Below are 17424 nucleotides of genomic sequence, written 5' to 3' on the forward strand. Positions count from 1 at the left end.
CCAGGAGACGCACCGTGTCCCAGCGCACTCTCGTCCTGCTCAAGCCCGACGCCGTCCGCCGCGGCCTGGCGGGCGAGATCATCAGCCGCATCGAGCGCAAGGCCGGCTGGCAGCTGACCGCCGTCGAGCTGCGCACCTTCGACCGGGAGACCCTGGAGACGCACTACGCCGAGCACGTCGGCCGCCCCTTCTACGAGCCGCTGCTCGAGTTCATGACCTCCGGCCCGTCGATCGCGATGATCGTCGAGGGCGAGGAGGTCGTGAAGGGCATCCGCATGCTGGCCGGCGCCACCAACCCGCTGGAGGCCGGCTCCGGCACCATCCGCGGCGACTACGCGACCATCACCCGCGAGAACCTGATCCACGCCTCCGACTCCCCGGAGTCCGCCGAGCGCGAGATCAAGATCTTCTTCCCCGCCCACGCCTGATCCCGGCGGGCGACGAGCCCGGGGGACGCTCGTGCCGCCCCGGTCGGGACCATTGGCCCGGCCGGGGCATTCTTATCGTGAAATAGGGAACTGGGGAGCCCGACACGGCGTCCCAATCCTGGGAGAAGCGATCACGCTCCGGACAATGGACGCTATGCCCCACGTCGATGTCCGTACCGCGAGGCGTGACTACGATGGACGCGACTCAAGGGCCCGGTAAGGCAGCTCAGCTGGTCTCCGCCCAAGCGTGGGCGCACGCATCCGTCCACCCCATGAACTCCGAGCCCGGGAAGGCACCCACACCCCATGGCGAGCAACCTGTCGTTCATCGGCCGCGACTTGGCGATCGACCTCGGAACAGCCAACACGCTGGTGTACGTCAGGGGCAAGGGGATCGTCCTCAACGAGCCGTCCGTCGTCGCGGTCAACACGAACACCGGCGGCATCCTCGCGGTCGGCGCCGAGGCCAAGAAGATGATCGGCCGCACCCCGGGCAACATCGTCGCCATCCGCCCGCTCAAGGACGGTGTGATCGCCGACTTCGAGATCACCGAGCGGATGCTGCGCTACTTCATCCTCAAGATCCACCGGCGCCGCTACCTCGCCCGCCCGCGTGTCGTGATCTGCGTGCCGTCCGGCATCACCGGCGTCGAGCGCCGCGCCGTCATCGAGGCCTCCTCGCAGGCCGGCGCCCGCCAGGTGCACATCATCGAGGAGCCGATGGCCGCCGCGATCGGCGCCGGACTGCCCGTCCACGAGGCCACCGGCAACATGGTCGTCGACATCGGCGGCGGCACCACCGAGGTCGCCGTGATCTCCCTCGGCGGCATCGTCACCGCCCAGTCCATCCGGGTGGCCGGCGACGAGCTGGACAACGCGATCGTCCAGCACATCAAGAAGGAGTACTCCCTCCTCCTCGGTGAACGCAGCGCCGAGCAGATCAAGATGAGCATCGGCAGCGCCTACGGCCTCGAGGGCGAGAAGGACGAGCACGCCGAGATCCGCGGCCGCGACCTCGTCAGCGGCCTGCCCAAGACCGTGGTCATCTCCGCCGCCGAGGTCCGCACCGCCATCGACGAGCCGGTCAACTCGATCATCGACGCCGTCAAGACCACCCTCGACCAGTGCCCGCCCGAGCTCGCCGGCGACGTCATGGACCGCGGCATCGTGCTCACCGGCGGCGGCGCCCTGCTGCGCGGCCTGGACGAGCGGCTGCGCCGCGAGACCGGCATGCCCATCCACATCGCCGAGAACCCGCTCGACTCCGTCGCACTCGGCTCCGGCAAGTGCGTCGAGGAGTTCGAGGCGCTCCAGCAGGTACTGGACGCCTCGCCGCGCCGTTAGCACCACAGCGAAGAATCCGACACTCAACTGAACGGGCCGCCGCCCGGGCCCCACAGCCCCGGGCGGCCGCCAGGTACGAAGGGGCAGTACCAGCACCGTGAGGGACACACGAGAGAGCCGGCTACTGCTCATCCTGCTGGTGGCCGTCGCCTTCGCGCTGATCACCGTGGACATCAAGGGCGGTGAGGACTCCCCGCTCGGCCCGGCCCGGCACGCGGCCGCCGGCGTCCTCGGCCCGGTCGAGCGCGGCGCCGCCAGCGTCGTCGACCCGGTCGCGAACACCGTCCGCGCCTTCCGCGACACCGCCACCAGCAGCGGCCGCACCGACCAGCTCGCCCGCGAGAACATCGAACTGCGGCAGAAGCTCGCCTCCTCCGACATGGCCACCGGGCGCACCAAGCAGCTGGACGACCTGCTGCGCACCGCCGGCGCCGGCGGCTACACCGTCAAGGCCGCCCAGGTCATCGCGATCGGCCCGGCCCAGGGCTTCTCCTGGACCATCACCATCGACGCCGGCAGCGACGACGGCCTCACCCGCGACATGACGGTCATCAACGGCCAGGGCCTGGTCGGCCGGGTCACCACCGTCGCCCCGACCACCGCCACCGTGCTGCTCGCCTCCGACCCGGGCTTCTCGGCCGGCACCCGGCTGGAGGGCAGCGGCGAGATCGGCTTCGCCTCCGGCGGCGGCGACAGCCCGATGAAGGTCTCCCTGCTCAACGGCAAGGCGCAGGTGAAGAACGGCGACCGGCTGGTCACCTTCGGCTCGCAGAGCGGCCGCCCCTTCGTGCCCGGCGTACCGGTCGGCAAGGTCATCGAGGTCCAGGCCAACGCCGGCCAGCTGACCAAGACCGTCCTGGTCGAGCCCTTCGTCCAGTTCACCCGGCTGGACCTGGTCGGCGTGGTCGTCGTGCCGCCGCGCACCGACCCGCGCGACGCCGTGCTGCCGCCCGCCCCCACGCCGGGGCAGGGCCAGGCGCCGGCCGCCCAACCGACGGCCACCGCGCCCGCCGCCCCGCCCGCCAAGCCCAATGGGGGGAACTGAGCCATGCGCCTCGCCCGCATCCCCGTCTCCGCCGCGCTGATGCTGCTCGGCCTGATCCTCCAGGTCAGCGTCTTCGGCCGGCTCCAGCTCCCGGGAGCCACCCCGGACGTACTGCTGCTCATCGTGGTCGGCCTGGCCATGGTCTACGGGCCGACCGGTGGCTGCCTGGTCGGCTTCTCGGCCGGTCTGCTGGCCGACCTCGCACCGCCCTCGGACCACGCGATCGGCCGCTACGCCCTGGTGCTCTGCCTGATGGGCTACGTCGCCGGGCTGCTGCGACCCGAGCACGGCCGCCAGCACTCCGTCTCCAGCGCGCTGCTGGCGGTCGGCGCCGCGGCGATCGCCTCCACCCTGCTGTACGCGATGGTCGGCGCCCTGGTCGGCGACACCGCGGCCCGGCACGTCGGCCTCGGCGGCCTGGTGATCAGCGCGCTGCTGTACGACCTGCTGCTGGCCCCGTTCGTGGTGCCACTGGTGATGCTGCTCGGCCGCCGCTTCGGGCGCGACCCGGTGGCCGCCGCCAGCGACGACGACCAGGGCGGCCCGGGGCTGGGCACGCTGGCCCGCTACCGCACCACGCGTGAGGTCTCGGCCGGCCCGTCCTACAAGAAGCGGCGCATCCCCGGCTTCGCCCGGCGCCCGTAACGGACCCCTGACGGTCCGTCCCGGTCCGTCCCGGGCCGGCCCAGGCCCGTCGAGGCCCGTCGAGGCCCGCGCGGGCCCCCGACCTCCTGACCCTCCCGCATCCCTGGAGCGCACGAGACGTGAGCAACATCCCCGAGACCGGCCGTACCCGGCGGGTGACGATCCGTCTGGTGGTGCTGCAGATCCTGGTGCTGTCGCTGCTCGCCACCCTCGGCGGACGGCTGTGGTACCTGCAGATCCGCAACGCCAAGGAGTACACCGCCAAGGCGACCGGCAACCACATCCGCGAGGTGGTCGAACCGGCCGTCCGCGGCGAGATCCTGGACGCCTCCGGCCGGATCCTGGCCGGCAACGAGACCCGGCTGGTGGTCTCCGTCAGCCGCACCTCGCTGCTCCAGCAGAAGGACGGCGGCAAGGCGGTGCTGGGCCGGCTGGCCCAGGTGCTCGGGATGCCCGCCAAGGACGTGCAGGAGAAGGTCCGGCTCTGCGACGCCAAGACCCCGCAGCCGTGCTGGAACGGCTCGCCGTACCAGCCGATCCCGGTCACCAAGGAGGCGACCACCCAGCAGGCGATGCAGATAATGGAGCGCCGCGAGGACTTCCCCGGGGTCACCGCGCAGCCCACCGCCGTGCGCCGCTACACCGGCGCCGAGGGCGCCAACATGGCCCAGGTGCTCGGCTACCTCTCGCCGGTCACCGACGACGAGGTCAGCAAGACCGCGGACAAGAGCGGCCTGGACCGCTACCTGCCGGCCGACCAGATCGGCCGGGCCGGCCTGGAGTCGGTGTACGACCGCGACCTGCGCGGCACGGCCGGCATCACCAAGCTGGAGGTGGACAACCTCGGCCGGGTGATCGGCACCGCCGGCACCGTCGCCCCCCAGACCGGCGACAACCTGGTCACCAGCATCGACGCGCGGGTGCAGAAGGTAGTCGAGGACAACCTGGCGCAGGCCATGGCCGACGCCCGGAACACCTTCGACAAGGTCACCAACCGCAACTACGAGGCCGACTCCGGCGCCGCCGTCGTGATGGACGTTCACACCGGCCGGATCATCGCGATGGCCAGTGCCCCGACCTACGACCCCAACCTGTGGGTGGGCGGCATCAGCGGCAAGGACTACCAGTCGCTGACCAGCAAGGACTCAAACTTCCCGCTGCTCAACCGGGCCATACAGGGTCAGTCCGCCCCCGGCTCGACCTTCAAGGTCGTCTCCACCACCGCCGCCGTGCAGGCCGGCTACTCGCTGGACGGCACCTACCCGTGTCCGAAGGCCATGACCATCGGCGGCCGTGAGTTCAAGAACTTCGAGAGCGAGAGCTTCGGTTCCATCTCCCTGGAGAAGGCACTGGAGGTCTCCTGCGACACCGTGTTCTACGGCCTGGCGTACGACCAGTGGATGAAGGACGGCGGCATCAAGCCGAAGAAGGACCCGGCCGACTGGTTCTTCAAGACCGCCCACGAGTTCGGCCTCGGCGCCAAGACCGGCATCGACCTGCCGTCCGAGGTCCCCGGCCGGGTGCCGGACCGGCAGTGGAAGCAGTCCTTCTACGACAACAACAAGGACGCCTGGTGCGCGCAGGCGCAGAAGGGCGGCAACAGCTTCTCCGACCAGATCGCCAAGGAGAACTGCGTCGACGGCTACCAGATGCGCGCCGGTGACGCCGTCAACTACGCGATCGGCCAGGGCGACACCCTCGTAACCCCGGTCCAGATGGCCCGGATCTACTCGGCGCTGGCCAACGGCGGCACCTTCTACCGGCCGACCATCGCCAAGGCCGTGATAAGCCCGAGCGGGGAACTCGTCCGCGAGATCCCCCCGCACGAGGACGCCAAGTTCCCCGGCGACCAGAAGCTGCTCAGCTACATCGACCAGGCCACCGCGGGCGTCATCACCAGCGGCACCGCCGCCTGGAAGTTCAACGGCTGGCCGCAGGACAAGATCGCGCTGCACGCCAAGACCGGCACCGCCGAGGTCGAGGGCAAGCAGACCACCTCCTGGCTGGACACGTACAGCAAGGACTACGCGGTCATCATGACGATCAGCCAGGGCGGCACCGGCTCCGGCGGTTCCGGCGACGCCATCCGCCGGATCTACCAGGCGCTGTACGGCGTGGACGACAAGGGCAACATCGACAACGGCAAGGCGCTGCTGCCGACGCCGCAGACCGACCTGCCGAAGTTCAACCCGGACGGCACCGCGATCATCAAGCCGGCCGCCTACACCCTCGACCCGGCGCAGGGCTCCGTCGCCCCGGCCCCGGCTTCGCTGGCTCTGGCCCTGCCGGACGCCGCCCCGGCGCAGGCGGGCGGGGCCACGGCGGCCGGCTACGACCCGTCGGCGACATTCCTCGATCCGGCGCCGCCGGCCGGCAGCTCCGCCTCGTACACCGCCGCCGACGCCGCGCTCGAACCGACGAACCGCCAGGGAAGGGGACGGGCATGAGCTCCTACGGCTCGTACCGGCAGCTGCGGCTGAGCTCCCAGCGCAGCGGGGTCTCCAAGGCCCTGGCCAAGGACTCCCCGCTCTGGCGGCTGGACTGGATACTGCTGCTGGCCGGACTGGCCCTGTCCTCCGGCAGCTCGCTGCTGGTGTGGTCGGCCACCCGCGGGCGCGACAACCTCACCCACGGGGACCCGCAGTACTTCCTCTACCGGCACCTGACGAACTTCGTCATCGGCCTGGTGCTGTGCGCCGTGGTGATAGGGATAGGAGCCCGGCGGTTCCGCACCCTGGTGCCCTTCGTCTACGTCGGCGTGATCCTGCTGCTGCTGGCGACGCTCAGCCCGATCGGCTCGACCGTCAACGGCGCCCACTCGTGGATCCAGCTCGGCGGCGGCTTCTCCGTCCAGCCGGCCGAGTTCGCGAAGATCGCCATCCTGCTGGCGATGGCCGTCGTGCTGTCGGACCAGGTCGACGCGGGGGAGCGGGAGTCCCCCTCGCACCGGGCGGTGCTCCTGGGCCTGATCTGGGCCTGCATGCCGATGGGTCTGGTGCTGCTGATGCCGGACGCCGGGTCGGTCATGGTGATGTCCGCGATCGTGCTGGGCATCCTGCTCGGCTCCGGCGCCGCCAACCGCTGGGTCCTCGGCATCCTCGCGCTCGGCGTCGGCGGCAGCATCGCGATCTGGAAGCTCGGACTGCTGAGCCAGTACCAGATCGACCGCTTCGCCGCCTTCGCCAACCCCCAGCTCGACCCCAACGGCGTCGGCTACAACACCGCGCAGGCCCGGATCGCGATCGGCTCGGGCGGCCTGACCGGCAAGGGGCTGTTCCACGGCACCCAGACCGTCGGGCAGTTCGTGCCGGAGCAGCAGACGGACTTCGTGTTCACCGTCGCCGGTGAGGAGCTCGGCTTCGTCGGGGCGCTCGCCATAATCGCGCTGGTCGGCGTGATCCTCTGGCGCGCCTGCCGGATCGCCCGCCAGGCGACCGACCTGTACGGGACGATCGTGGCGGCCGGGATAATCGCCTGGTTCTCCTTCCAGGCCTTCGAGAACATAGGGATGTGCCTGGGCATCATGCCGGTCGCCGGCATCCCGCTGCCCTTCGTCTCCTACGGCGGCTCCTCGATGTTCGCGGTCTGGATCGGCATCGGGCTGCTCCAGGCGGTGCACAGCCAACGGCCGATAGCGGCCTGAGCGTTCGACGGTGGGGCCGGTCCGGGAACTCCCGGACCGGCCCTTTCCCTTTGACGCGCGAGTGTTTGACGCCACGTCAGGCGGGGTGCAGCAGGCAGTCGGCAGCGGTGAGGATCGCCCGGGTCTGGTGGGCCAACTGCTCCTGCACCGGGACCCAGCGGGCGCCGAAGCGCTGGCGCAGCCGGTCCAGGCTGTCCGCCACGACGACCCGGGCGCGCTCCCGGGCGGCCTCGGCGGCCGGGCCCCGGGCGTCGGCGAGCAGTCGCAGCAGGATCGAGGCGACCCGCAGCGGAAGCCGCGCCGCGACCAGTCCGGCGGTGGTCGCCCGGGCGGCACTCAGCGGCTCCGGGCACCACAGCTCCAGCCACTCGGCGGCCACCCGCGGGGCCACCGCCAGGTTGAACTCGACGGTGCGCGCCAGCGGGCCGTACGCCTCGCGGGCCTGCGCCGGGACGCGGGAGAGCACGGCGGTGAGCTCCTCGGCGCGCACGGTGAGTCCGTGGGCGGCCTCGCGGACGACCCGCGGCCCGGCCGGGTGGGTGCGGGCGTCGCCGACCGCGTCCACGGCCCACATCGGGACCTCCAGGACGGCGGTCACCGCCCCGTACCGGGCCGCGTAGGACCAGGTGGACAGCTCGGGCTCGTCCGGCAGCGCCCGGGAGGTGCCGGGGCTGCCGGGCGCCGGCATCAGATAGGTACCGGGCGCCGGGCTGGCCCAGCCGATGGCGTCGTAGGAGTCCACGTCGAGCGGGATGCCGGCCCGGCCTGCGGAGCGGGCGAAGCGCTCGGCCAGGCCGTGGACCGGCCCGGTCAGCTGGACGAAGGCGCCGCCGAAGTCCACCCCGTGCAGCGAACACTGGAGGAAGGGACGCAGCTCGTCGATCAGTCCGGTCAGCGCCAGGCTCTCCGGCATCGGCGGGCGGCCGGAGCCGGGGGCGGGCAGCAGCTCGGGCTGCTCCTCGAAGGCGGGGCGGAAGAAGTGCTCGTAGTGGCGGCGCATGGTGAGCGGGCCGTCCAGCCAGCCGGCGTTGAGCGCGGCGCCGTCCGGGTCCAGGCACAGCAGCAGGTGCCAGGACAGGCCGGGCCGGGCCGGGCGCTCCAGCAGCACCTCGGCCAGCCGGACGGCGGCGGCGGTGCCGATCGGCTCGTTCGGGTGCGGGCCGCCCACCACCAGCACGGCCCGCGGCCCGCGGTCCACCGAGAGCAGCAGCAGCGGGCGCCCGGCCCGGGAGCGGCCCACCTCCCGCAGCCGGCAGCGGTCCGGGTGGCGCAGGGCGAGCCGCCGGGCCGCGCACTCGGCCTGGGCCGGGGTGGGGTAGCGGGCCGGCCGGGCGTCGAGGGTCCGCGGGGAGAGGGGCCGGACCCGCCGACCGGTGTCGGTCATGGTTCTCCTTGCGACCGGTCGTACGGCCGCCGGGGCGCGGGCGTGCCGCGCCGCCGGACGCGGCCTGCGGGCCGGGGAACGGGCTCTGCGGGGCCGGGGGGAGGGGGCCTCGCGGGGACGGGGGAGGGCGTGTTGGGCGAGCGGGCCGCCGGGGGGAGTCGGCGTTGGCCGAGCGTACGACCCAACTCCCGCCTCGGGAAGGGGCGCGGGGCCTTGGGCAGGGCCCTGTCAGTACCGCACGGGCCGTCCGGGCGTGTCAACGGCGGACGGCGCCGGGCGGCGGGCGCGCACCGCGCGTGCCGGGGCGGTCACCGGCGGGGTCGGATCGCGCCGGAGCGTGCGGGGGACCGCTTCCGGCGCAGGCGGGCCCATCCCCGGATTGGGCTACCCTTGAGGGTCACCCCTCCCCGTGCCGACTCGCGGCACCGAATCACGTCGTAAGGGTTCCTAGTACATGACTGTCGAATCGGTCTTCCCACGCCTGGAGGCACTCCTCCCGCACGTCCAGAAGCCGATCCAGTACGTCGGCGGCGAGCTCAACTCGACCGTCAAGGACTGGGACGCCTGCGACGTCCGCTGGGCGCTGATGTACCCCGACGCCTACGAGGTCGGGCTGCCCAACCAGGGCGTCATGATCCTCTACGAGGTGCTGAACGAGCGCGAGGGTGTGCTGGCCGAGCGCACCTACAGCGTCTGGCCGGACCTGGAAGCGCTGATGCGCGAGCACCGCGTCCCCCAGTTCACGGTGGACGCCCACCGCCCGGTGAAGGCCTTCGACGTGTTCGGCCTGTCCTTCTCTACCGAGCTCGGCTACACCAACATGCTGACCGCGCTCGACCTGGCCGGCATCCCGCTGGAGGCCAAGGACCGCACCGACGAGGACCCGATCGTCCTCGCCGGCGGCCACGCGGCCTTCAACCCGGAGCCGATCGCGGACTTCCTGGACTGCGCGGTGATCGGCGACGGCGAGCAGGCCGTGCTCGACATCACCGAGATCATCCGGGCCTGGAAGGCCGAGGGCCGCCCGGGCGGCCGGGACGAGCTGCTGCTGCGCCTGGCCCGCACCGGCGGGGTGTACGTGCCGAAGTTCTACGACGTGGAGTACCTGGCCGACGGCCGGATCGGCCGGGTCGTGCCCAACGCCCCGGGTGTGCCGTGGCGGGTGTCCAAGCACACCGTGATGGACCTCGACGAGTGGCCGTACCCGAAGCAGCCGCTCGTCCCGCTCGCGGAGACGGTGCACGAGCGGATGTCCGTGGAGATCTTCCGCGGCTGCACCCGCGGCTGCCGCTTCTGCCAGGCCGGCATGATCACGCGCCCCGTGCGGGAGCGAAGCATCACCGGCATCGGCGAGATGGTCGAGCGCGGGCTCAAGGCGACCGGCTTCGAGGAGGTCGGCCTGCTGTCGCTGTCCAGCGCCGACCACACCGAGATCGGCGACATCGCCAAGGGCCTGGCCGACCGCTACACCGAGGACAAGATCGGCCTGTCCCTGCCGTCCACCCGCGTCGACGCCTTCAACATCGACCTCGCCAACGAGCTGTCCCGCAACGGACGCCGCTCGGGCCTCACCTTCGCCCCCGAGGGCGGCAGCGAGCGCATGCGCAAGGTGATCAACAAGATGGTGTCGGAGGAGGACCTGATCCGCACCGTCGCCACCGCCTACGGCAACGGCTGGCGCCAGGTGAAGCTGTACTTCATGTGCGGCCTGCCCACCGAGACCGACGAGGACGTGCTCCAGATCGGCGAGATGGCGAAGAACGTCATCCAGAAGGGCCGAGAGGTCACCGGCCAGAACGACATCCGCTGCACCGTCTCCATCGGCGGGTTCGTGCCCAAGCCGCACACCCCGTTCCAGTGGGCCCCGCAGCTGTCGGCCGAGGCAACCGACGCCCGCCTGGCCAAGCTGCGCGACTCCATCCGCGGTGACCGCAAGTACGGCAAGAACATCGGCTACCGCTACCACGACGGCAAGCCCGGCATCGTCGAGGGTCTCCTCTCCCGCGGCGACCGCCGCATCGGCGCGGTCATCCGCGCGGTCTACGAGGACGGCGGCCGCTTCGACGGCTGGCGCGAGTACTTCTCGTACGACCGCTGGATGGCCAGCGCCGAGAAGGGCCTGGCCGGCACCGGCGTCGACGTCGACTGGTACACCACCCGCGAGCGCTCCTACGAGGAGGTGCTGCCCTGGGACCACCTGGACAGCGGCCTCGACAAGGACTGGCTGTGGGAGGACTGGCAGGACGCCCTGGAGGAGGTCGAGGTCGACGACTGCCGCTGGACGCCGTGCTTCGACTGCGGCGTGTGTCCCCAGATGGACACCAGCATCCAGATCGGGCCCACCGGCAAGAAGCTGCTGCCGCTGACCGTCGTCGGCGGTGCTGACCAGCAGAAGTAGCGAGTGGTGTGAATCCGGTGCCCTCCTCGACTTCGGTCGGGGAGGGCACCGGTTCTTTCGGCGCGTCCGTGGCCGGACGGTCCGCCCGTTCAGGCCGTGGCGACCTGGAGGATGGTGGACAGGGCCCAGGCGGCGGTGAACCAGAGGGCGGCGTGGCGACCCCTGGAGGCCAGCAGGGCGAGGTCGCCCGCGCCGAACCAGAGGAGTTCCAGGAGGGCGCGGGCCGGGCCGTGGAGCGGGTGCGTCGCGGTCGGGGCGCCGAACTGCCCCCAGGTCACGATCAGGAGTGCCACCGCGCCGGTGGCCAGTGCGACGCGCAGGGGCAGGCGGGCGGTGCGGGTGAAGCCCCAGTAGCCCGCGGAGGCGTAGACGGACAACTCCAGGAGGAGCGCGAGGACCGCGCTGGGCGCGGCGACGATCATCCCGGCGGTCATCGGGCGATCCAGACGGCCGTGGCGAGGTGGAGGACGGCACAGGCGCCGGCGCCGTAGGTCATGCCGCGGTTGCGGTACCGGGCGCCGATCGCGGAGTCGCCGACCTGGGCCAGCCCTGCGACCAGCAGCATCGGCCACGCGGCACCGTGGGGTGCGCCGGTCAGCAGGAGCAGTGCGGCAGCCAGTCCGAGCGGGACGGCCCGGACCGCGTAGGCGCGGGCGTAGAGGTCGGTCCCGGTGTTGAGCGGCACGCCCGTCGGCAGTGCGAGGCCGGGGCGCAGCACCCCCGCGACACTCGAACCGGCGCTGACGAGCGCCGCCACCGCATTGGCCACGAGCAGAGCGTCCATTGAATCCCCCCATGAATCATTCTGAATCTGAACGATAATGCGACGGTATCATTCTCCGCATGAGTGATGTCAAGGGAGCAGCCGGGCTGCGCGCCACGCTCTCCTTCAACCTGGGCACGCTCGGGGCCCTCGCCGCCGAGCGCTTCGCCGAGCGGATCGAGGCCCTGGGTGTCAAGCCCAAGCACGCCGGCCTGCTGGCCGCGCTCGACGCGGGACCGGCCGCCTCCCAGCAGGACCTGGCCAAGCGGCTCGACGTCGCCCCGAGCCTGGTCGTCGCCCTCGCCGACCAGCTCCAGGAGCTCGGCGCCCTGGAACGCATCCGGGACCCTCGGGACCGCCGCCGGCAGGTCCTCAGCCTCACCCCCGGGGGCCGCGCGCTGCTCGAACGCTGCGCCCAGGCGGCCCGGAGTCTGGACGACGAACTGGCGGCGGACCTGAGCGACGCCCAGCGCAGCGCGCTGGAACAGGGCCTCCGGCTCCTCGGTGGGCGGCACCTCCCACACTGACCCGACTGGGGGCGCGCCGCGCCGGCGGCATCAACTGCCTTTCCTCGTGGGCGACTTGGTCGGTCTTGGGAAGGGCTCGGGGTCGGGTCGCCGGCTGGAGCGGATCCGTGCCGCCCGTACCACCGCACAGCCACCGGGGCGGGGGGTCGGTCGCGGGCTGACCAGGGGCGGAGCGAGGGGGATGGCGGGGCGCGTACCCTTTGAGGTGACAGAGTCCGGGCGGCGGCGGGAATGCGCCGCGCCGGACGCAGACACTTGACTAAAGGACTGAGCGACCCTGGCACGCCGTACGCCCGACGGTCCGCCGCCCGCGCCGACGGTGCAGCGGATTCGTCTCCGCTACACCAAGCGCGGCCGGCTCCGCTTCACCAGCCACCGTGACTTCCAGCGCGCCTTCGAGCGCGCCCTGCGCCGGTCCGCCGTTCCGATGGCCTACTCGGCCGGCTTCACGCCGCACCCGAAGGTGTCCTACGCCAACGCCGCCCCGACCGGGGTGGCGAGTGAGGCGGAGTACCTGGAGATCGGTCTGGCCGCCGTGCGCGACCCCGAGCAGCTGCGGGCGCAGCTGGACGAGTCGCTGCCCGTCGGCCTGGACGTGATCGACGCGGTCGAGGTCCGGACGTCGAACTTCGTGGAGCGCCTGGAGGCCTCCGAGTGGCTGCTGCGCCTGGACGGTGTCGAGCCGGCCGAGGCGGTTCAGGCGGTCCGGAAGTTCCTCGCCGAGGAGAAGGTCGAGGTCGAGCGCCGGACCAAGAACGGCGTGCGGGTCTTCGACGCGCGCGGTGCGGTGGCGGCGCTCGAAGCCGTCGAGCCGCAGGTCGACGGTGGTACGGACACGGCCCCCGGTACCGACCGCGATGTTCGGACCGGCCGTCCCTGTGCGATACTGCGCCTGGTAGTACGACACGCCACACCCGCCGTACGACCCGACGACGTATTGTCCGGTCTCCGTGCGACGGCCGACCTGGCGCCGCCGGTCCCCGCAGAGGTGACCAGGCTGGCGCAGGGGCCGCTCGACGAGGAGTCGGGCACGGTGACCGACCCGCTGGCGCTCGACCGCGCCGCGGCCCCGGCCGGCTGAGAAACGGCCGCCGGGCCGCGCGCTACCGCGTCCGCCTAGGGGGCGGAGGCCGGGTTCAGTGCCTCACTGAACCCGACGGTCCTCCAGGGTTCCCGCGGCTCCCCAGGGGAGCGAGCGTCGTCGCAGCACAGGCCGGCCACTCGGGGCCCGCCGACCAGGAGGTCGGTGGGCCCGGGACCCCGTCCGGGAGCCACCCGGGGTTGGGGGACGGCTCGGCTTGGGAAAACCTCAGAAGACTGGTCAGACCAGAAGACTTTTCGACACCCCGCCGAACGCGGGGCGCCGAGCGAGACTACGAGCCCCTGTGCGGCCTCGCGTCCGCACGGCGGCACCGTCAAAGGGTCCGGCCCGAGCATCCTCGCGATGCCGGCCACCCACTGGTGCCGAGCCGTGCCCGGATGTGGAGCCCGGGGGCCTGACGGGAGATCCACCCGCATGCTCGATAACACCGATCCGCAGCAGTCTGCGGCCACGGAACAGAACGAAACCGCCGTGACCGGTGGCGAGGGCGCGTCCGCCGCGCCGCCGCGCCGTCGTCGCCGGGCGGTGTCCCGCCCGGCGGGCACCCCGCAGGGTGCGGCCGCCGAGGCGGCCGAGACGGTCGTCCCGGTCGAGGCGACGGTCGTTCCGGCCGAGGCGCCCGCCGAGACGGTCCCGGCCGCCGAGAAGCCGGTACGGGCCCGCCGGACCCGCAAGCGTGCCGAGGCCCCGGCTGGTGCTCCTGAGGGGAGCGCGATCATGGTCACCGCGCCGGAGGCCGAGGGCGCCGGGGCGGAGGAGCCGAAGGCCGAGGAGAAGGCGGAGAAGCCCGCCCGGGCCCGCCGGACCCGCAAGAAGGCCGAGGCCCCGGTCGAGGAGCCCGCGGCCGAGGCCGCCGCTCCCGTCGAGACCCCCGCCGCCGAGCCGGTGGCCGAGGAGGCCCCGGCCGCTCCGGCCCGCCGTACCCGCCGCCGTCGCGTGGTCGAGGCCGCGCCGGTGGTCGAGGCCCCGGTCGAGGAGCCGGTGGCCGAGGAGCCCGCCGTCGAGGAGGAGCCCGAGGAGGAGGCGGTCGAGGCCGCCGCCGAGGCTCAGGCCGCCGCCCCCGCCCCCGCCCCCGCCCCCGCCCCGGCCGCCGAGGCCGAGCCGCACCACCGGGTGCGCCGCCGCGCCGTCCGCCCGGCCACCGCGGTCTTCCAGGCCCCGGTGTTCCAGGAGCCCGCCCCCTACGTCGCTCCCGCCGCGCCGCAGCAGCCTGCCGCCGCCCCGGCGCAGGTCGAGGCTCCGGCCGCCGCCGAGCAGCGCTCGGAGGAAGACGAGTACGAGTACAGCGGTGTCGGCCGTCGCCGTCGGGTCCGTACCCGGGTCGAGCCGACCCGTCGCAAGCCGGCCGCCGAGGCGCCGGTGAAGACCGCCGCCAAGGCCCCGGTGGCCAAGGCGCCCGTGGAGGCCCCGGCCGCCGAGGCGCCCGCCGTGGAGGCCCCCGCCGCCGGTCCGGAGACCGAGGGCGAGTGGGAGGAGGACGGCCGTCCGTCGCGCCGTCGCCGTCGGGGTGGCCGTCGCCGTCGCCGTGGCGAGGCCGAGGAGTTCGAGGCCGCCGAGGCCGTCGAGGCCGAGCAGCCCGTCGCCGAGGAGCCGGCCCGGGCCGTCGCCGAGGAGGAGGACGAGGAGGACGACGACCTGGCCGCCGGCCTGTCCTCGTCCCGCCGTCGCCGCCGCCGTCGCCGCCGCAGCGGTGAGGCCGACGCCGTCGAGACCGCCGAGACCACCGAGGACGGCGTCCGTACGGTGGTCAAGGTGCGCGAGCCGCGCCGCCGCTCCACCGAGCCGTCCTTCGACCCGGACGAGGTGCAGTCCATCAAGGGCTCGACCCGTCTGGAGGCGAAGAAGCAGCGCCGCCGCGAGGGCCGCGAGCTGGGCCGCCGCCGGGTGCCGATCATCACCGAGGCCGAGTTCCTGGCCCGCCGGGAGTCGGTCGAGCGCGTCATGGTGGTGCGCCAGAACGGCCAGCGCACCCAGATCGGTGTGCTCGAGGACGGTGTGCTGGTCGAGCACTACGTCAACAAGGAGCAGGCCACCTCGTACGTCGGCAACGTCTACCTGGGCAAGGTCCAGAACGTGCTGCCGTCCATGGAGGCCGCGTTCGTCGACATCGGCAAGGGCCGCAACGCGGTGCTGTACGCCGGTGAGGTCAACTTCGGTGCGCTGGGCCACGGCGGCCCGCGCCGCATCGAGTCGGTGCTGAAGTCCGGCCAGTCCGTGCTGGTGCAGGTCTCCAAGGACCCGATCGGCCACAAGGGCGCCCGCCTGACCAGCCAGATCTCGCTGCCCGGCCGCTACCTGGTGTACGTGCCCGAGGGCTCGATGACCGGCATCTCGCGCAAGCTGCCCGAGAACGAGCGCGCCCGTCTGAAGCAGATCCTCAAGAAGATCGTCCCGGACGACGCGGGCGTCATCGTGCGCACCGCCGCCGAGGGCGCCTCCGAGGAGGAGCTGACCCGCGACGTCCAGCGCCTCCAGCAGCAGTGGGAGGACATCCAGAAGAAGGCCGCGACCGGCAACGCCCCGGCGCTGCTGTACGGCGAGCCGGACATGACCGTCCGGGTCGTGCGCGACATCTTCAACGAGGACTTCACCAAGGTCATCGTCTCCGGCGCCGAGGCGTGGACGACCATCCACGAGTACGTCTCCAACGTGGCCCCGGACCTCGCCGAGCGGCTCCAGCGCTGGACCTCCGAGGTGGACGTGTTCGCCACCTACCGGATCGACGAGCAGCTGATGAAGGCGCTGGACCGCAAGGTCTGGCTGCCCAGCGGCGGTTCGCTGGTGATCGACCGCACCGAGGCGATGGTCGTCATCGACGTCAACACCGGGAAGTTCGTCGGCCAGGGCGGCAACCTGGAGGAGACGGTCACCCGGAACAACATCGAGGCGGCCGAGGAGATCGTGCGCCAGCTGCGGCTGCGCGACCTCGGCGGCATCATCGTGATCGACTTCATCGACATGGTCCTGGAGTCCAACCGCGACCTGGTGCTGCGCCGCCTGCTGGAGTGCCTGGGCCGGGACCGGACCAAGCACCAGGTGGCCGAGGTCACCTCGCTGGGCCTGGTCCAGATGACCCGCAAGCGGGTCGGCCAGGGCCTGCTGGAGTCCTTCTCCGAGGCCTGCGTGCACTGCAACGGCCGCGGTGTGATCGTCCACATGGAGCAGCCGAGCGTCCACGTCCACGCCCCGGCGGCCACGGCCGTCGAGGCGGGCGCGGGCGGCGGCAAGCGCCGTCGCCGGGGCAAGGGCGGTGCGGGCCAGGAGGAGCCGCAGGCCGTCGAGGCCCTGTCGCCGGTGGCCGAGGCCGTCGCCGAGGCGGCCGTGGAGCCCGCCGAGCCGGTGCGCGAGGAGATCGAGGGCCAGCTGGCCCTGGAGGTCCCGGGCGTCGGGGCGGAGGCCGTCGAGGCCGCGCCGACCGAGGTGCCGGAGGCCGCGGAGGCGCCGGTGGCCGAGGCCCCCGCCGCTCCGGCCGGCCGTCCGCGCCGCCGCGCGGTGCGCAAGGCGACGGCTCCTGCGGGTGCGCCGCAGGCCGCCGAGATCGTGGTGCTCCAGGCGAAGGCCGACGCGGCCCTGGAGGCGGCCCTGGCCGCCGCCGCCCCGGCTGCCGAAGCCACCGTCGAGGCCGCTGCCGAGGCCGCGCCCGAGGCCGCCGAGGAGGTCGTCGTCGCGGAGGCCGTGGTCGTCGAGGCTCCGGCCGAGGAGGCCGCCGAGGCCCCCGCCGAGGCTGGGGCTGCCGCGGAGGAGGCGCCCGCCGAGGAGGCCCCGGCGCCCAAGAAGCGGGCCGCCCGCAAGACCGCCGCGAAGAAGACCGCCGCCAAGAAGACGGCCACGGCGGCCAAGAAGACCACCGCCCGCAAGACCGCGACCAAGCGGACGAGCGCGGCGGCCAAGAAGGCCGCGGCCGCCGAGGGTGATACGGCGGCCGAGTAGTGCCCACGCCCGGGGCGGGATCACTCCCGCCCCGGGCCGTACGGGCCGGTTTGCCCCAGGGGCGGCCGGTCCGTATTCTTGACCATCGGCGTGTCTACGCCGCGCTCCCGAGCACATCACCTTCCCGAGAGTCCCGCGCCCAGCGCGGAGCGAACGGGGAGAGGCCCCTGTGTCCGTACCCAGGTGGCTGGCGTCGGGAGTTCCGACCGAGTTGG

Annotated in this window: 13 protein-coding genes; 10 read left to right on the forward strand and 3 right to left on the reverse strand. The window is 72.8% G+C overall.

Annotation, left to right across the window (positions count from 1 at the left end; translation table 11 throughout):
* Positions 1-14 precede the first annotated feature (14 nt).
* The 6 genes from ndk (at position 15) to rodA (ending at position 7105) form a co-directional block, all read left to right on the forward strand.
* Positions 15-428: a nucleoside-diphosphate kinase gene (gene ndk / locus ACH4J0_RS03270; RefSeq protein WP_396235982.1), complete on the forward strand. Its 414-nt coding sequence runs from the start codon at positions 15-17 to the stop codon at positions 426-428.
* A gap of 318 nt (positions 429-746) precedes the next feature.
* On the forward strand, positions 747-1772 hold the full coding sequence (locus tag ACH4J0_RS03275; protein ID WP_396236502.1) for a rod shape-determining protein: 1026 nt from the start codon (positions 747-749) through the stop codon (positions 1770-1772).
* A gap of 97 nt (positions 1773-1869) precedes the next feature.
* Positions 1870-2817: a rod shape-determining protein MreC gene (gene mreC / locus ACH4J0_RS03280; RefSeq protein ID WP_396235983.1), complete on the forward strand. Its 948-nt coding sequence runs from the start codon at positions 1870-1872 to the stop codon at positions 2815-2817.
* Positions 2818-2820: 3 nt separating this feature from the next.
* Entirely contained in the window at positions 2821-3462 is a 642-nt protein-coding gene (mreD, locus tag ACH4J0_RS03285; protein ID WP_396235984.1) for a rod shape-determining protein MreD, read from the forward strand.
* A 119-nt stretch (positions 3463-3581) separates the two neighbouring features.
* Positions 3582-5909 carry a penicillin-binding protein 2 gene (gene mrdA / locus ACH4J0_RS03290; RefSeq protein WP_396235985.1) on the forward strand — a complete coding sequence of 776 codons (2328 nt, stop codon included), beginning with the start codon at positions 3582-3584 and terminating at the stop codon, positions 5907-5909.
* Complete coding sequence (gene rodA / locus ACH4J0_RS03295) at positions 5906-7105, forward strand: rod shape-determining protein RodA (RefSeq protein ID WP_396235986.1); 1200 nt, start codon at positions 5906-5908, stop codon at positions 7103-7105. The genes mrdA and rodA overlap by 4 nt, the downstream gene beginning before the upstream one ends.
* 76 nt (positions 7106-7181) lie before the next feature.
* On the opposite strand, the gene ACH4J0_RS03300 is transcribed toward rodA, so the two are convergent.
* On the reverse strand, positions 7182-8489 hold the full coding sequence (locus ACH4J0_RS03300) for a M14 family zinc carboxypeptidase (protein ID WP_396235987.1): 1308 nt from the start codon (positions 8487-8489) through the stop codon (positions 7182-7184).
* A gap of 454 nt (positions 8490-8943) precedes the next feature.
* Between ACH4J0_RS03300 and ACH4J0_RS03305 the strand changes: the two genes are divergently transcribed.
* On the forward strand, positions 8944-10887 hold the full coding sequence (locus tag ACH4J0_RS03305) for a TIGR03960 family B12-binding radical SAM protein (RefSeq protein ID WP_396235988.1): 1944 nt from the start codon (positions 8944-8946) through the stop codon (positions 10885-10887).
* 89 nt (positions 10888-10976) lie between these two features.
* On the opposite strand, the gene ACH4J0_RS03310 is transcribed toward ACH4J0_RS03305, so the two are convergent.
* Together ACH4J0_RS03310 and ACH4J0_RS03315 are read right to left on the reverse strand one after the other, a co-directional pair.
* Entirely contained in the window at positions 10977-11321 is a 345-nt protein-coding gene (locus tag ACH4J0_RS03310) for a YrdB family protein (RefSeq protein WP_396235989.1), read from the reverse strand.
* On the reverse strand, positions 11318-11671 hold the full coding sequence (locus ACH4J0_RS03315) for a hypothetical protein (protein WP_396235990.1): 354 nt from the start codon (positions 11669-11671) through the stop codon (positions 11318-11320). The genes ACH4J0_RS03310 and ACH4J0_RS03315 overlap by 4 nt, the downstream gene beginning before the upstream one ends.
* A gap of 59 nt (positions 11672-11730) precedes the next feature.
* Here ACH4J0_RS03315 and ACH4J0_RS03320 point away from each other — a divergent pair, with 59 nt between their 5' ends.
* The 3 genes from ACH4J0_RS03320 (at position 11731) to ACH4J0_RS03330 (ending at position 17209) form a co-directional block, all read left to right on the forward strand.
* A complete protein-coding gene (locus tag ACH4J0_RS03320) occupies positions 11731-12177 on the forward strand; it encodes a MarR family winged helix-turn-helix transcriptional regulator (protein ID WP_396235991.1) in 447 nt (148 codons plus the stop codon).
* Positions 12178-12496: 319 nt separating this feature from the next.
* Positions 12497-13258 carry a TIGR03936 family radical SAM-associated protein gene (locus tag ACH4J0_RS03325; protein ID WP_396235992.1) on the forward strand — a complete coding sequence of 254 codons (762 nt, stop codon included), beginning with the start codon at positions 12497-12499 and terminating at the stop codon, positions 13256-13258.
* A gap of 435 nt (positions 13259-13693) precedes the next feature.
* Positions 13694-17209: a ribonuclease E/G gene (locus ACH4J0_RS03330; protein WP_396235993.1), complete on the forward strand. Its 3516-nt coding sequence runs from the start codon at positions 13694-13696 to the stop codon at positions 17207-17209.
* The last annotated feature ends 215 nt before the right edge of the window (positions 17210-17424 follow it).

Source organism: Kitasatospora sp. NPDC017646 (assembly GCF_044329365.1).
GTDB lineage: Bacteria > Actinomycetota > Actinomycetes > Streptomycetales > Streptomycetaceae > Kitasatospora.

Coding starts and splice junctions, on each gene's coding strand:
- ACH4J0_RS03320 (WP_396235991.1), top strand. CDS start 11,731: ATGAGTGATGTCAAGGGAGCAGCCGGGCTGCGCGCCACGCTCTCCTTC.
- ACH4J0_RS03330 (WP_396235993.1), top strand. CDS start 13,694: ATGCTCGATAACACCGATCCGCAGCAGTCTGCGGCCACGGAACAGAAC.
- ACH4J0_RS03305 (WP_396235988.1), top strand. CDS start 8,944: ATGACTGTCGAATCGGTCTTCCCACGCCTGGAGGCACTCCTCCCGCAC.
- ACH4J0_RS03310 (WP_396235989.1), bottom strand. CDS start 11,321: ATGACCGCCGGGATGATCGTCGCCGCGCCCAGCGCGGTCCTCGCGCTC.
- rodA (WP_396235986.1), top strand. CDS start 5,906: ATGAGCTCCTACGGCTCGTACCGGCAGCTGCGGCTGAGCTCCCAGCGC.
- ACH4J0_RS03315 (WP_396235990.1), bottom strand. CDS start 11,671: ATGGACGCTCTGCTCGTGGCCAATGCGGTGGCGGCGCTCGTCAGCGCC.
- ACH4J0_RS03300 (WP_396235987.1), bottom strand. CDS start 8,489: ATGACCGACACCGGTCGGCGGGTCCGGCCCCTCTCCCCGCGGACCCTC.
- mreD (WP_396235984.1), top strand. CDS start 2,821: ATGCGCCTCGCCCGCATCCCCGTCTCCGCCGCGCTGATGCTGCTCGGC.